Source organism: Micromonospora sp. DT48 (assembly GCF_049844495.1).
Lineage (GTDB): Bacteria > Actinomycetota > Actinomycetes > Mycobacteriales > Micromonosporaceae > Micromonospora.
Map to the genome: position 1 here is coordinate 401,820 of NZ_JBNCLE010000005.1, position 13,771 is coordinate 415,590.

At 71.2% G+C, this 13,771-nt stretch carries 11 protein-coding genes and 3 pseudogenes; 8 read left to right on the forward strand and 6 right to left on the reverse strand.

The genetic code is table 11. From position 1 onward, the window contains the following. Positions 1-270 precede the first annotated feature (270 nt). From nrdR to ACLQ2S_RS04895, 4 genes and pseudogenes are all read left to right on the forward strand, one after another. Positions 271-771, forward strand: coding sequence for a transcriptional regulator NrdR (nrdR, locus tag ACLQ2S_RS04880; protein WP_155215568.1), 501 nt, complete (start codon positions 271-273; stop codon positions 769-771). A 68-nt stretch (positions 772-839) separates the two neighbouring features. After that, positions 840-1,307, forward strand: a pseudogene (locus ACLQ2S_RS04885) (vitamin B12-dependent ribonucleotide reductase); the annotation flags it as partial. Continuing rightward, positions 1,308-2,189: pseudogene (locus ACLQ2S_RS04890) on the forward strand (LAGLIDADG family homing endonuclease); the annotation flags it as partial. It lies immediately after the preceding pseudogene. A gap of 177 nt (positions 2,190-2,366) precedes the next feature. Then, positions 2,367-4,790: pseudogene (locus ACLQ2S_RS04895) on the forward strand (vitamin B12-dependent ribonucleotide reductase); the annotation flags it as partial. A gap of 58 nt (positions 4,791-4,848) precedes the next feature. On the opposite strand, the gene ACLQ2S_RS04900 reads toward ACLQ2S_RS04895, so the two are convergent. Beyond that, complete coding sequence (locus ACLQ2S_RS04900; protein WP_425701281.1) at positions 4,849-6,063, reverse strand: RNA polymerase sigma factor; 1,215 nt, start codon at positions 6,061-6,063, stop codon at positions 4,849-4,851. Between the two features lie 86 nt (positions 6,064-6,149). After that, entirely contained in the window at positions 6,150-6,491 is a 342-nt protein-coding gene (locus tag ACLQ2S_RS04905) for a YciI family protein (protein ID WP_155215566.1), read from the reverse strand. Positions 6,492-6,582: 91 nt separating this feature from the next. Here ACLQ2S_RS04905 and ACLQ2S_RS04910 point away from each other — a divergent pair, with 91 nt between their 5' ends. Continuing rightward, complete coding sequence (locus tag ACLQ2S_RS04910) at positions 6,583-6,822, forward strand: DUF5522 domain-containing protein (protein ID WP_155215565.1); 240 nt, start codon at positions 6,583-6,585, stop codon at positions 6,820-6,822. Between the two features lie 30 nt (positions 6,823-6,852). Here ACLQ2S_RS04910 and ACLQ2S_RS04915 read toward each other — a convergent pair whose 3' ends face one another. Further along, positions 6,853-7,542: a metal-dependent transcriptional regulator gene (locus tag ACLQ2S_RS04915; RefSeq protein WP_155215564.1), complete on the reverse strand. Its 690-nt coding sequence runs from the start codon at positions 7,540-7,542 to the stop codon at positions 6,853-6,855. Between the two features lie 99 nt (positions 7,543-7,641). Between ACLQ2S_RS04915 and ACLQ2S_RS04920 the strand changes: the two genes are divergently transcribed. The 3 genes from ACLQ2S_RS04920 (at position 7,642) to ACLQ2S_RS04930 (ending at position 12,332) form a co-directional block, all read left to right on the forward strand. Next, on the forward strand, positions 7,642-8,505 hold the full coding sequence (locus tag ACLQ2S_RS04920) for a sulfurtransferase (protein WP_425701194.1): 864 nt from the start codon (positions 7,642-7,644) through the stop codon (positions 8,503-8,505). A 72-nt stretch (positions 8,506-8,577) separates the two neighbouring features. Continuing rightward, entirely contained in the window at positions 8,578-9,759 is a 1,182-nt protein-coding gene (locus tag ACLQ2S_RS04925; RefSeq protein ID WP_425701195.1) for an acetoin utilization protein AcuC, read from the forward strand. 14 nt (positions 9,760-9,773) lie between these two features. Next, a complete protein-coding gene (locus ACLQ2S_RS04930; protein WP_425701196.1) occupies positions 9,774-12,332 on the forward strand; it encodes a GNAT family N-acetyltransferase in 2,559 nt (852 codons plus the stop codon). 57 nt (positions 12,333-12,389) lie between these two features. Here ACLQ2S_RS04930 and ACLQ2S_RS04935 read toward each other — a convergent pair whose 3' ends face one another. From ACLQ2S_RS04935 to ACLQ2S_RS04945, 3 genes are read right to left on the reverse strand one after another with little or no spacing between them, the layout of a single operon-like run. Next, positions 12,390-12,797, reverse strand: coding sequence for a VOC family protein (locus ACLQ2S_RS04935; RefSeq protein ID WP_155215561.1), 408 nt, complete (start codon positions 12,795-12,797; stop codon positions 12,390-12,392). Then, the gene (locus tag ACLQ2S_RS04940) at positions 12,794-13,285 is read right to left on the reverse strand and encodes an SRPBCC family protein (RefSeq protein WP_309222821.1); all 492 of its coding nucleotides are present in this window, start codon (positions 13,283-13,285) and stop codon (positions 12,794-12,796) included. Before ACLQ2S_RS04940 ends, ACLQ2S_RS04935 begins: the two co-directional genes overlap by 4 nt. Further along, positions 13,282-13,653, reverse strand: coding sequence for an ArsR/SmtB family transcription factor (locus tag ACLQ2S_RS04945; protein ID WP_309222820.1), 372 nt, complete (start codon positions 13,651-13,653; stop codon positions 13,282-13,284). The genes ACLQ2S_RS04940 and ACLQ2S_RS04945 overlap by 4 nt, the downstream gene beginning before the upstream one ends. Positions 13,654-13,771 lie beyond the last annotated feature (118 nt).

Below are 13,771 nucleotides of genomic sequence, written 5' to 3' on the forward strand. Positions count from 1 at the left end.
CCGGTTGCGGGTGACGGGTGGTGCTGTTGGGGTTTGTCGGTGACGCGCCGAACACGCCGGCCAACTTGACCCCGGATCGTCGGCGGCATACGGTCAACCCCTAGATGTAGTAGTCACATGGGCGTAAGTTGCCTACAGGTTGGGTTCGACTACCGACCGCACTCCCCGCACCGCCAAGCCGGGCCAATCCTGCGGAGATGGCTCCGGCTCACTGAGGCGTGCCCGGAGCGCGGGCGGGCGGACCTGTGGTCGATCAAAGGAGGTCGGGCGATGCGGTGTCCGTACTGCCGGCACGCCGACTCCCGCGTGGTCGACTCGCGAGAGGCCGACGACGGTCAACTGATCCGGCGGCGGCGGGCCTGCCCCGAGTGCGGCAAGCGGTTCACCACCGTCGAGGAGGCGGTGCTCGCCGTGGTCAAGCGCAGCGGTGTCACCGAGCCGTTCAGCCGGACGAAGATCATCGGTGGGGTGCGCAAGGCGTGCCAGGGCCGGCCCGTCGACGAGGACTCGATCGCGCTGCTGGCGCAGCGGGTCGAAGAGACCGTCCGGGCCAAGGGAGCGGCCGAGATTCCCAGCCACGAGGTGGGGCTGGCCATCCTGGGCCCGCTGCGGGACCTGGACGAGGTCGCCTACCTGCGCTTCGCCAGCGTCTACCGGTCGTTCGACTCGCTCGCCGACTTCGAGCGGGAGATCGAGACGCTACGGGCAGCGGCACGCGCCCGGGAGGAAGACGGTGCCGAGGCGGCCAGCGCCGCCGGTCACGCGCAGTAGTTCTTTTCAGCAGTACCAGTGACAGTCGGATCGCGCGGCGGGCCCGCGCGGACGAGGGGGCGGATGAGATGCCGGGGGACGGTGTGACGACAAGCAGGTCACGAAGCAAGGCAGGCGCGGGGCTCAAGGTCGAGCGGGTCTGGACGACCGAGGGCGTGCACCCGTACGACGAGGTCACCTGGGAACGCCGTGACGTCGTGATGACCAACTGGCGGGACGGCTCGATCAACTTCGAGCAGCGGGGCGTGGAGTTCCCGGAGGGTTGGAGCGTCAACGCGGCCAACATCGTGACCACCAAGTACTTCCGGGGCGCGGTGGGGACCCCGGAACGGGAGTGGTCGCTCAAGCAGTTGATCGACCGGGTGGTCACCACCTACCGCACCGCCGGTGAGGAGTACGGCTACTTCGCCTCCCCGGCCGACGCCGAGGTCTTCGCGCACGAGCTGACCTGGATGCTGCTGAACCAGGTGTTCAGCTTCAACTCCCCGGTCTGGTTCAACGTCGGCACCCCGTCGCCCCAGCAGGTCAGCGCGTGCCTGCCGTACGACTCCCTGGTCAGCACCCCCGGCGGCCTGGTGCCGATCGGCAAGCTTGTCGAAGACGGCGCCGTCGGTGCCAAGGTCTACGACGGCACCGGCCTCACCAGCATTGTCGCCGTCAAGGCCAACGGGGTGCGCGAAGTCCTCCGACTGCACACCAAGGCGGGCTATACGCTCGATGTCACCCCGGATCACGTGGTCTGGAAGAGCACGGGCAGCGGCACCGGTGAGTGGGTCGAGGCCGGCACCCTGAACCCGGGCGACAAGCTCGAATGGCACCGCACCTACGCCTACGGCGAGAGCGAACTGGACCTGCGGGAGATCCGCGAGGCCGCGTTGGCTGGCTGGTTGCAGTCGGACGGCTTCGTCGGCCAGTACGCCGAGGGCACGAACCGGTCGTTGACGATCGAGGCGATGACCGTCGACGACGATGAACTGGACTGGGTCACCACCGCCCTCGACGAGGTGTTCCCGGACGCGCACCGCAAGGAGCGCCCGGTGACCACTCAGGATCAGAACCTCGACGTCCGGCATACCTGCCTCTACGGCGAGCACCTTCGCCCGTTTGTGGAGAAGTGGGACCTGCTGCCCCGGGGTACCGAAATGCGGGTGCCGCAGCGGCTGTTCACGGCACCGCTGCCGGTCGTCGCCGCGTATCTGCGCAGCATCTTCCAAGCCGAGGGTTACGTCTCGGCGCGCGAGCGGTCCACGCTCGTCGCGGTGGACATGATCTCGGAGGAACTGATCCGGGGCGTGCAGAGCCTGTTGCTGCGCTTCGGGATCTTCTCCCGGGTGTCGTTCAAGGCGGATCCGCGTCCGGATCGCAAGGGCGTGTGGACGGTCCGCATCCAGAACGACGGCGACCGGGATCTCTTCGCCACCCACATCGGGTTCGTCGGCGCGGTGAAGATGGCCGAGCTCGAAGCGGGCTTCGCCGAGCCGGGCCGGCCCGCAGCGGATGTCAAGCGGCTGGAGATCGACCGCATCGAGCCGATCGGGTCGATGGAGGTCTACGACATCCAGACCGAGAGCGGCGAGTTCCTGGCCGGCAACCTCCGGGTGCACAACTGTTTCATCCTGTCCGTCGACGACTCGATGGACTCCATCCTGGACTGGTACAAGGAGGAGGGGCTGATCTTCAAGGGCGGCTCCGGCTCCGGCGTGAACCTCTCCCGGATCCGGTCCTCCAAGGAGCTGCTCTCCTCCGGCGGCACCGCCTCCGGCCCGGTCAGCTTCATGCGCGGTGCCGACGCCAGCGCCGGCACCATCAAGTCCGGCGGCGCCACGCGGCGCGCGGCCAAGATGGTCATCCTCGACGTCGACCACCCCGACATCGAGGAGTTCGTGGTCACCAAGGCGCGCGAGGAGGACAAGATCCGCGCGCTGCGCGACGCCGGGTTCGACATGGACCTCGGTGGTGCCGACATCGTCAGCGTGCAGTACCAGAACGCCAACAACTCGGTCCGGGTCTCCGACGAGTTCATGTCGGCGGTGGAGAAGGCCGGCACGTTCGACCTGCGTGGCCGGCTCGACGGCGCGGTGATCGACACCGTGGACGCCAAGAAGCTGTTCCGCACCATCTCCCAGGCCGCCTGGGAGTGCGCCGACCCCGGTCTCCAGTACGACGACACCATCAACGACTGGCACACCTGCCCGGAGACCGGCCGGATCACCGCGTCGAACCCGTGCTCGGAGTACCTGCACCTGGACAACTCCTCGTGCAACCTCGCCTCGCTGAACCTGATGAAGTTCCTCCGCGCCGACGGTGGCTTCGAGGTGGAGAAGTTCGTCAAGAGCGTCGAGTTCGTCATCACCGCGATGGACATCTCGATCTGCTTCGCAGACTTCCCGACCGAGAAGATCGGCGAGACCACCCGGGCATACCGGCAGCTCGGCATCGGGTACGCGAATCTGGGTGCCCTGCTGATGGCCTCCGGCCTGCCGTACGACTCGGACCAGGGCCGCTCGCTGGCCGCCGCGATCACCTCCCTGATGACCGGCACCGCGTACCGCCGCTCGGCCGAGCTGGCCGGCATCGTCGGCGCGTACGACGGCTACGCCCGTAACGCGGAGCCGCACAAGCGGGTGATGCGCAAGCACGCCGCCGCCAACGACGAGATCAAGCCGTCCGGCACGGTGGCCACCGCCGTGGTCCGCGAGGCCACCAAGCAGTGGACGCTCGGCAACAAGATCGGTGAGAAGAACGGCTGGCGGAACTCCCAGGCCAGCGTGCTCGCGCCGACCGGCACCATCGGCCTGATGATGGACTGCGACACCACCGGCGTCGAGCCGGACCTGGCGTTGGTCAAGTTCAAGAAGCTGGTCGGCGGCGGCTCGATGCAGATCGTCAACCAGACCGTGCCGCGCGCCCTGCGCTCCCTCGGCTACCCGGAGGAGCAGGTCGAGGCGATCGTCGAGCACATCGCCGACCAGGGGCACGTGGTGGATGCCCCCGGCCTGAAGCCGGAGCACTACCCGGTCTTCGACTGCGCCATGGGCGAGCGGTCCATCGCGCCGATGGGCCACGTGCGGATGATGGCGGCGGTCCAGCCGTTCATCTCCGGCGCCATCTCCAAGACGGTCAACATGCCGGAGCAGGCCACCGTCGAGGACGTCGAGAAGATTTACTTCGAGGGCTGGAAGCTGGGCCTCAAGGCGCTGGCCATCTACCGGGACAACTGCAAGGTCGGCCAGCCGCTGTCGGCGGCGAAGAAGAAGACGGCCGAGCCGGAGGCGTCCGCCGCCGTCGAGCCGGTGGTGGAGAAGGTCGTCGAGTACCGTCCGGTGCGCAAGCGGCTGCCGAAGAAGCGCCCGTCGGAGACGATCTCCTTCTCCGTGGGCGGAGCCGAGGGCTACCTCACCGCCTCGTCGTACCCGGACGACGGTCTCGGCGAGGTCTTCCTCAAGATGTCGAAGCAGGGTTCCACCCTGGCCGGCGTGATGGACGCCTTCTCGGTGGCCATCTCCATCGGCTTGCAGTACGGCGTGCCGCTGGAGACGTTCGTCAGCAAGTTCACCAACATGCGCTTCGAGCCGGCGGGTATGACCGACGACCCGGACGTGCGGATGGCCGCCTCGGTGATGGACTACATCTTCCGTCGCCTGGCGTTGGATTTCCTGCCCTACGAGCGCCGCGCCGAACTGGGCATCTTCACCGCGAAGGAGCGGGCCGCCCAGCTCGCCGCCGAGGCCGAGGCCGAGGCGAACGGCACGGACCTGACCGCGATGGCGGCCTCCGCCCCGGTGGAGAACAAGCCGGAGGAGTCCAAGGTCGACGCGGTCGCCCAACCGGCCCAGGAACTCGCCGACGCCGCCGCGGTCAAGCCGGCACCGTCGGTCGGTTCCAGCACCGAGCTGCTGGAGGCCGTGATCGGCAAGGCCGCCGACGCACCGCTCTGCTTCACCTGCGGTACGAAGATGCGCCCGGCCGGTAGCTGCTACGTCTGCGAGGGCTGCGGCTCCACCAGCGGTTGCAGCTGACCGACGATCCACCGACACGACGGAGCCCCGGGCGGTGACTGCCCGGGGCTCCGCCTCGTCAGCGCACTGTCGGGGGCTCGGCTGGTCCGGCGGAGCCAGGTTGTACGCGGCCCAGGCGGGTGGTGAGGAAAACGCGTTCGGCATCGTTGTCGACGAGGTCGATCGCGGCCCGGTACGCCTCGGCCGCCTCGGTGTCGCGGCCGAGCCGGTGCAGCAGGTCGGCCCGGATCGCCGGCAGGTAGTGATAGCCGGCCAGGCGTGGGTCCTCGGCGAGGGCGTCGACGTCGGCCAGGGCCACGGTCGGGCCGTGCACCATCGACACCGCCACCGCCCGGTTCAGCGCGACCACCGGTGAGGGCCAGCGGTCCAGCAACGCGTCGTAGAGCCGGACGATCTGCGGCCAGTCGGTCGCCTCGTAGCTGGGCGCGAGCGCGTGCAGCGAGGCGATGGCGGCCTGCAGGGCGTACCGGCCCGGGCGTCCGGCGTGGAACGCGTCGAGCACCAGACGGCGACCCTCGTCGATGGCCTCCCGGTCCCATCCGGCGCGGTCCTGGTCCGCCAGGCGCAGCAGCCGACCCTCGGCGTCGGTGCGGGTGGCCCGGCGGGCATCGGTGAGCAGCAGCAGCGCGAGCAGCCCGCGTACCTCCGGTTCGTCGGGCATCAACGCGGCCAGCATCCGGGCCAGGTGGAGCGCCCGGTCCACCAGGTCCGCGCGGACCAGGTCACCGCCGGTCGGCGCGGTGTGTCCGGTGGTGTAGAGCAGGTGTACGACGGTGAGTACCGCGTCCAGCCGCTCGGGCAGTTCGGCGGCCTCGGGCACGCGGTAGGGCACCCGGGCGGCGGCGATCCTCTTCTTGGCCCGGGTGATCCGGGCCGCCATGGTCGGTTCGGGGACCAGGAAGACGCGGGCGATGTCGGCGGTGCTCACCCCGCAGACCAGACGCAGGGTGAGCGCGGCCTGAGCCTCGCGGCCGAGCACCGGATGGCAGCAGGTGAAGACCAGGCGCAACCGGTCGTCGGGGACGGCGACCTCGTCCGGGAGATCCAATTCGGTGGCGTCCGGCTCCACCAGCAGGGGCAGTTTCGCGCGTAACACCTGCCGACGGCGCAGCACGTCGAGGGCCTTGCGTCGGGCCGTCGCGGTGAGCCACGCGCCGGGTCGGTCCGGTACACCGTCCCGGGCCCACGCGCTGAGCGCGGCGAGGTACGCCTCCTGGACGCTCTCCTCGGCGAGGTCGAAGTCACCGGCGACGCGGGCCGTGGCGGCGAGCACGAAGGCCCACTCACGGCGGTGCGCGTCCGCCACGGCCTGTTCCACCTCGGCGGTCGAGGGCGGCGCGACGCCGCGCCCACCGCCGTTCACTCGACGGGTGGCGTGAACAACGGTCGGACCTCCACCCCGCCGTCAATGGTGGCCGGGTTCAGTTTGGCGATCTGCACCGCAGTGTCCAGGTCCGGCGCTTCTAGGATGAAGAACCCGGCGACGACCTCCTTGGCCTCGATGAACGGGCCGTCGGTCACCAGGTCGCCGCGTACCGCGGTGGCGGTGGTGCTCGGTTGCAGGGCGAAGCCCGTCACGATCTTGCCGCCCAACTCCTCCACCTGGCCCGGGTACCGATCCAGCAGGGCGACGTAGTCGGGGGTGAGGTCCATCGGGTCGGCCGGTGCCGGCGAGAAGATGAGGACTGCGTACTGGGCCATGCGCTCTCCTTCGTCGACGTCGTCCCGCTGACCCGGCCAGGGCGTGGCCGGTGCGGATGAAGGCCAGTGAGGGAAACCTAGACTGCCCGGGATGAGCGGAGAACGACGCCCCCTGGCGGCGCGGCCCCTGACCGAGCCGCACCCGTCGCGGTTACCGCTCGACCATCCCGACCGGCAGCGCATTCTCAGCGCGCACACCGCCGCCCTGGCTGCGGGTGAGGCCGGCTACCGTGACCCGGCCACGGGACTGTTCGTCCTCACCGCCGGTTTCCTGGCGCGCCGGGGCACCTGCTGCGGCCGGGGTTGCCGACATTGCCCGTACCTGAGGTGAGCGACCGGCGCCGGGACGGTCGCTCGACGGTCAGGCGGCGGCGACGAAGACCCGGGAGGCGATCTCGCGGGGCAGCCGGATGCTCTCGCCGGAACGGTCGATCGACACGGCGTCGCGCTCCTGCGCCACGGTCACCGTCGCGCCCGGGTCGACGCCGGCCGCGTGGAGCTGCCGCAGCACCTCGGAGTCGGTCTGCACGCTCTCGCAGATCCGCCGTACGACGACCGTGCCGCTGAGGCCGGGGAAGGCCAGGTTGCGCTCGCCGTCGACCGGCTCGGGCTCGGCCTGACTGGGCGAGCCCAGTTCCTCCAGGCCCGGGATCGGGTTGCCGTACGGCGACCGAGTAGGCCGGTTGAGCAGGTCGTAGACCCGCTTCTCGACCGCGTCGCTCATCACGTGCTCCCAGCGGCAGGCCTCTTCGTGGGCCTCCTCATAGGGCATCCCGATGACGTTGACCAGCAACAGCTCGGCGAGGCGGTGCTTGCGCATCACCGAGATGGCGGTGCTGCGCCCCCGCTCGGTGAGGCTCAGGTGCCGGTCACCTTCGACGGTGAGCAGACCGTCGCGTTCCATCCGGGCGACGGTCTGACTGACTGTCGGGCCGCTCTGGCGCAACCGTTCAGCGATCCGGGCGCGCAACGGAGGCACACCCTCTTCCTCAAGTTCGAGGATCGTACGCAGGTACATTTCGGTCGTGTCGACCAGGTCGTGTGACTTCATGGTGTCAGCGGCCCTCCAGAGCTCGATGGTACCCTGCCGCACCCCCAACGTCTGTCGCTGAACCGTTGGGCATGTCACTCATGGTGTTGACTGAAGGCTATGTCCGCTACTGATGATCTTCTGGTCGAGGCCGAGCGGCTCGCCGCCGAACTGGACGGCACCGACCCGCCGACCCTGCTCGATGTCCGCTGGCGCCTGGTCGGGGCTCCCGGCCGGGACGACTATCTGGCGGGACACCTGCCGGGCGCTGTCTTCGTCGACCTGGACACCGCGCTGTGCGGCGCTCCCGGCCCGGCCGGACGACACCCGCTTCCTGACCCGGCGAAGCTGGAGGCGGCCCTGCGGGCGGCGGGGGTACGGGCCGGTCATCCGGTGGTGGTGTACGACGGCGGTGACGGGATGTCGGCGTCCCGGGCCTGGTGGACGCTGCGCTGGGCGGGGCACCGACCGGTCCGGCTGCTGCACGGCGGCTACCCGGCCTGGACGGCGGCCGGCCTGCCGGTCAGCACCGAACAACCAGATGTGACGCCGGGCGATGTGACCGTCCGACCGGGGGCACTCCCGGTGCTGGACGCCGCGTCCGCCGCCCGACTGGCCGCCGGTGACGGCGTCCTGATCGACGTGCGGGCCGCCCCTCGGTACCGGGGCGAGCACGAGCCGATCGATCCGGTCGCCGGCCACATCCCCGGCGCGGTGAACCTGCCCGCGCCCGAGTACGTCACCGAGGGCCGCTTCCCGGCCGTCGAGGAACTGCGGGGCCGGTTCGCCGCCGTCGGGGTGGCTGCCGGGACGCCGGTCGGCGCGTACTGCGGTTCCGGGGTCACCGCCGCCCAGGCCGTGTTGGCGTTGCACCTGGCCGGGCGGGAGGACGCCGCGCTCTACGTCGGCTCGTGGAGCCACTGGGTCGCCGACCCGGCCCGACCGGTGGCCACCGGCCCGACACCTGCGCCCGGCAACGGCTGAGCCCTCCGCCGCCCGACCGGGGTCCGGCCTGGTGGCCGGGCCGCCGGCCGGGCCTCGTGCGACCATGGGCAGATGTCCGACGACACGGTGGTGGTCTGGGACGAGTCGCTGCTCGCCTACGACCTCGGTGACCACCCGCTGGATCCGGTACGGGTGGAGTTGACCATCGCGCTCGCCCGGGAACTCGGCATCCTGGAACGGCCCGGGGTGCGGCTGGTGCCGCCAGCGCCCGCCGACGACGCCCTGCTCACCCGGGTGCACGACCCGCGCTACCTGGACGCGGTGCGGATCGCGCCGCGCGACCCGCTCTTCGCCGGGTTCGGTCTGGGTACGTCGGATAATCCGGTGTTCGACGGGATGCACGAGTCCAGCGCGCTGGTCGCCGGAGCGAGCGTGATCGCGGCCGAGGTGGTGTGGCGGGGAACGGCCCGTCGGGCGGTCAACGTCGCGGGTGGCCTGCACCACGCGATGCCCGCCCGCGCCGCCGGGTTCTGCGTCTACAACGATCCGGCGGTGGCCATCGCCCGGCTGCTCGACCTGGGTGCCGAGCGCATCGCCTACGTCGACGTGGACGTGCACCACGGCGACGGGGTGCAGCAGATCTTCTGGGACGACCCCCGGGTGCTCACCGTCAGCCTGCACGAGAGTCCGCTCGCCCTCTTTCCCGGCACCGGCTTCCCGGACGAGACCGGCGGCCCGAACGCCGCGGGCACCGCGGTCAACATCCCGTTGCCGCCCGGCGTCGAGGATGCCGGATGGCAGCGTGCCTTCCACGCGATCGTGCCGTCGGTGCTGCGGGCGTTCCGCCCACAACTGCTGTTCACCCAGTGCGGAGCGGACGCCCACCGCGTCGACCCGCTGGCCGACCTGCACCTGTCCGTCGACGGGCAGCGTGCCACCTACCTGGCGTTGCGGGCGCTCGCCGACGAGCTGTGCGACGGGCGGTGGGTGGCCACCGGCGGTGGCGGGTACGCCCTGGTCGAGGTGGTGCCCCGGGCCTGGACGCATCTGCTGGCGGTGGCCACCGGCGCGCCGTTGGACCCGGCGACGCTGACCCCACCGGCCTGGCGGGAACTGGCCAGGGCCCGCCGGCCCCGCTTCGACGTGCCGCTGCGGATGACCGACGACGTCGACCCGGGCTACGAGCCGTGGCAGCCCACGGGAGAGCCGAACGCGGTGGACCGGGCGATCGCGGCGACCCGGAAGGCGGTCTTCCCGCTGCTCGGCCTCGACCCGCACGATCCGCGCGACTGACTGAGCCGACCAAGGTGGACGCTCCCGAACAAGCCGTGGACGTGCTGCTCAGCGACGGCAGCACGGTCCAGTTGCGACCGATCGACCCGTCGGACGCGCCCGGGATCGTGGCGATGCACTCCCGTTTCTCCGAGCGCACCCGCTACCTGCGCTACTTCTCGCCGTACCCCCGCATTCCGGAGCGGGACCTGCACCGCTTCGTCAACGTCGACCACCACGACCGGGAGGCGTTCGTGGTACTGGCCGGCGACCGGATCGTCGCCGTCGGCCGGTACGAGCGGCTCGGGCCGCAGTCGCCCGACGCCGAGGTGGCCTTCGTCGTCGAGGACGCGTACCAGGGTCGGGGTATCGGCTCGGTGCTGATGGAGCATCTCGCGGATGCCGCCCGCCGCGCCGGAATCGTCAACTTCGTGGCCGAGGTGCTGCCGGCCAACGGTCAGATGCTGCGGGTCTTCGCCGACTTCGGCTACCAGATCCAGCGTCAGTTCGCCGACGGGGTGGTGCACCTGAGTTTCCCGATCGCGCCGACCGAGGCGACGTTGGAGGTGCAGCGCGGTCGGGAGCACCGCACCGAGGCACGGTCCATCGCCCGGCTGCTCGCCCCGCGTGGCGTCGCCGTCTACGGCGCCAGCGCCACCGGGCAGGGCGTCGGCGCGGCGGTGCTCGGGCACCTGCGCGACGGCGGATTCACCGGGTCGGTGGTGCCGGTGCACCCGAGCGCCGTGCGGGTGGCCGGGCTGCCCGCGTACCCGTCGGCGGCCGACGCCGGGCTGCCGGTCGACCTGGCGGTGGTGGCGGTACCCCCGGAGGCCGCCCCGGTGGTGGTCGCCGACGCCGCGGCGGCCGGTGTGCACGGTCTGGTGGTGATCTCCGCGGGCTTCGCCGAGGCGGGCGTCGAGGGTGCCGCCGCGCAGCGGGCCCTGGTCCGCGCGGCCCACGCCGCGGGCATGCGGGTGATCGGCCCGAACTGCCTGGGGGTGGCCAACACCGATCCGGCGGTACGCCTCAACGCCACCCTCGCCCCGCGCCTGCCGGTGCCGGGCCGGGTGGGCATCTTCAGCCAGTCCGGGGCGTTCGGCGTGGCGCTGCTGGCGGAGGCGGATCGACGCGGGCTCGGCCTGTCCAGCTTCGTCTCGGCCGGCAACCGGGCCGACGTCTCCGGTAACGACCTGTTGCAGTACTGGCAGGACGACCCCGGCACCGACGTGATCATGCTGTACCTGGAGACCTTCGGTAACCCGCGCAAGTTCGCCCGGCTGGCCCGGCGCATCGGTCGGGACAAGCCGGTGGTGGCGTTGGCCTCACCGGCTCGGCCTGCGGGGCTGGGTGGGGCCACCGGCCCGGATGCCACAGCTGTCAGCGCGTTGTTCGCCCAGTCCGGGGTGATCCGGGTGGACACCGTCGGTGAGTTGCTCGACGTCGGTGTGCTGCTGGCCAACCAGCCGCTGCCGGCCGGCAACCGGGTCGGCGTGGTCGGCAACTCCTCGGCGCTGACCGGGCTCGCGGCCACCGCCTGCGCGGCCCAGGGCCTGACCGTCGCCGCCGGCTACCCGCGCGATGTCGGGCCGAGGGCGAGCGCCGCCGAGTTCGCCGACGCGTTGGCCGCAGCCGCCACCGACGAGTCGGTCGACGCGTTGGTGGTGCTCTTCGCGCCGCCGCTGCCCGGCCAGTTCACCGGTACCGAGGCCGATTTCAGCGCCGCCCTGCCCGCCGCGCTGTCCGGCGGCAAACCGGCGGTGGCCACTTTCCTGGTCGGTTGCGCCCCGGCCGGGGTGCCGTCGTATCCGAGCGTGGAGGAGGCGGTCCGGGCGCTGTCCCGGGTCACCGCGTACGCGCAATGGCTGCGTCGGCCGACCGGAGTCGTGCCGGAACTGTCCGACGTGGACCCGGCGGCGGCGCAGGCGGCGCTGCGGGCCGATGACACCGACGTGGCGGCGTTGCTGGCCGCGTACGGCATCGACGTGGTCGAGTCGGTGCCGGTGACCTCGGTCGACGAGGCCGTCGAGGCGGCCGAACGGCTCGGGTTCCCGGTGGCGCTCAAGGCCGCCGCCCCGGGGCTGCGGCACCGACTCGACCTCGGTGCGGTACGTCTCGACCTGTCGGACGCCGCCGCCGTGCGCCGCGCCGCCACGGAGTTGGCGGTGGCCTTCGGTGCGGAGGTCCTGGTGCAGCCGATGGTGCCGCCCGGGGTGGCCTGTGTCGTGGAACTGGTCGAGGATCCGGCGTTCGGTCCGGTGGTCGGGTTCGGGCTCGGTGGGGTGGCCACGGAGTTGCTCGGCGACCGGGCGTGGCGGTCGGTGCCGTTGACCGACCGGGACGCCGCCGAGTTGGTCGACGCGCCTCGGGCCGCGCCGTTGCTCCGCGGTCATCGCGGGGCCGCCCCGGTGGACCGCGCGGCCCTGGCCGACCTGCTGCTGCGGGTCGGCCGCCTCGCCGATGACCAGCCCCGGGTACGGGCGTTGACGCTGAATCCGGTGCTCGCCCGGCCGGACGGCCTGTCCGTGTTGCACGCGAACGTCCGGGTCGGCTCGGCCGCCGTGCCCCGCCCCGACACCGGCCCCCGCCGCTTGTGAAAGGAAGGGCCCCTTCCTAACGCCTCGTGTATAGGAAGGGGCCCTTCCTTTCACCCTCTACCGGCGGGAAGAGATCTGCTGCACCGCCCAGGCGTTGCCGTCGGGGTCGTCGAAGAAGACGAAGCCGACGTTGTCCAGCGGATCCGGCACCGGGCTCCGGTTCTCACCGAGCACCTGGATCTCGCTCACCTCGACGCCTCGTTCGAGCAGCTCGGCGCGAGCCTTGGCAAGGTCCGGTACGACGAGTTGCAGGCCCTTCAACGACCCGGGCGGCATGTGCGGCACCACACCCGTGCCGATGACGACCGAGCAACCCGATCCGGGTGGGGTCAACTGCACGATGCGCGCGCCGTCGCCGACCACTGTGTCGTGGTCGACGACGAAGCCGAGCTGGTCGGTGTAGAACGCCTTGGCCCGGTCCACATCGGAGACCGGTACGACCACCACTTCCAACGTCCAGTTCATTCCTGTCCTCCTGTCCGTGTCGCCAGCAGCGCGGCGAGTCGGGTGTAGCTCTCGGTGATTCCTCGGGTCATCGGGTACCGCAGGGCGGTGGCGCGTCCCTCGGGGGTGGCGTAGCGCAGGGTGGTGGTGACGGTGGTCTTTCCGGCGAGTTCGGTGAACGTGTGCCGGATCAGCGTCTCGCCGGGGTAGGACTGATCGTCGAAGCGTTCGGTGCAGACGAGTTCGTGCGGCGCGACGATCGTCCGGTAGACGCCACGCTGGACCATCCGTTGCCCGTCGGGGCCCTGCGACTCGAACCGCCAGTGACCACCCACCCGCAGGTCCACCGCGCACTCGACCAGTTGCCAGCCGCGTGCGCCGTACCAACGCACGAGCAGGTCAGGGCGGGTGAAGGCGGCGAACACGAGGTGTGCCGGTGCGTCGAAGACGCGGCTCAGCACGATGTCCCGATCGCCTGGCGTGTCGACCACCAGGTGGTCGTCGATCACGGGTTCGCCCTGCCGTCGGCGGTGCCCGGGATGCCCTGCCCGTCCTCGGTCGAGCGCAACTCGTCGAGCAGGGCGTCCAGTCGCTGGTAGCGCTCGGCCCAGTGGTCGCGGTACGCGGCGAGCCAGGCGGTGGCCTCCCGCAGTGGCGCGGCCTCGAGACGGCAGGGGCGTCGTTGGGCGTCCCGCCCCCGGCTGACCAGCCCGGCGCGTTCCAGCACCCGCAGGTGCTTGGAGACGGCCGGTTGGCTCATCGCGAAGGGCGCGGCGAGTTCGGTCACGGTGGCCTCGCCCGCCGCCAGCCGGGCGAGGATGGCCCGCCGGGTGGGGTCGGCGAGGGCGGCGAAGGTGGCGTCCAAGTCAGTGGGCACGGTAGATAACCTCTCGGTTCAATAACCGATTGGTTTCTACCGGGTGGTGCGGGCGTCGTCAAGCACCAGGCACGCATCGGCCCCGGCGGGTACCGCCGGGGCCGATGATCGAACGCTC

Coding starts and splice junctions, on each gene's coding strand:
- ACLQ2S_RS04920 (WP_425701194.1), top strand. CDS start 7,642: ATGTCCGCTACTGATGATCTTCTGGTCGAGGCCGAGCGGCTCGCCGCC.
- ACLQ2S_RS04935 (WP_155215561.1), bottom strand. CDS start 12,797: ATGAACTGGACGTTGGAAGTGGTGGTCGTACCGGTCTCCGATGTGGAC.
- ACLQ2S_RS04925 (WP_425701195.1), top strand. CDS start 8,578: ATGTCCGACGACACGGTGGTGGTCTGGGACGAGTCGCTGCTCGCCTAC.
- ACLQ2S_RS04915 (WP_155215564.1), bottom strand. CDS start 7,542: ATGAAGTCACACGACCTGGTCGACACGACCGAAATGTACCTGCGTACG.
- nrdR (WP_155215568.1), top strand. CDS start 271: ATGCGGTGTCCGTACTGCCGGCACGCCGACTCCCGCGTGGTCGACTCG.
- ACLQ2S_RS04905 (WP_155215566.1), bottom strand. CDS start 6,491: ATGGCCCAGTACGCAGTCCTCATCTTCTCGCCGGCACCGGCCGACCCG.
- ACLQ2S_RS04910 (WP_155215565.1), top strand. CDS start 6,583: ATGAGCGGAGAACGACGCCCCCTGGCGGCGCGGCCCCTGACCGAGCCG.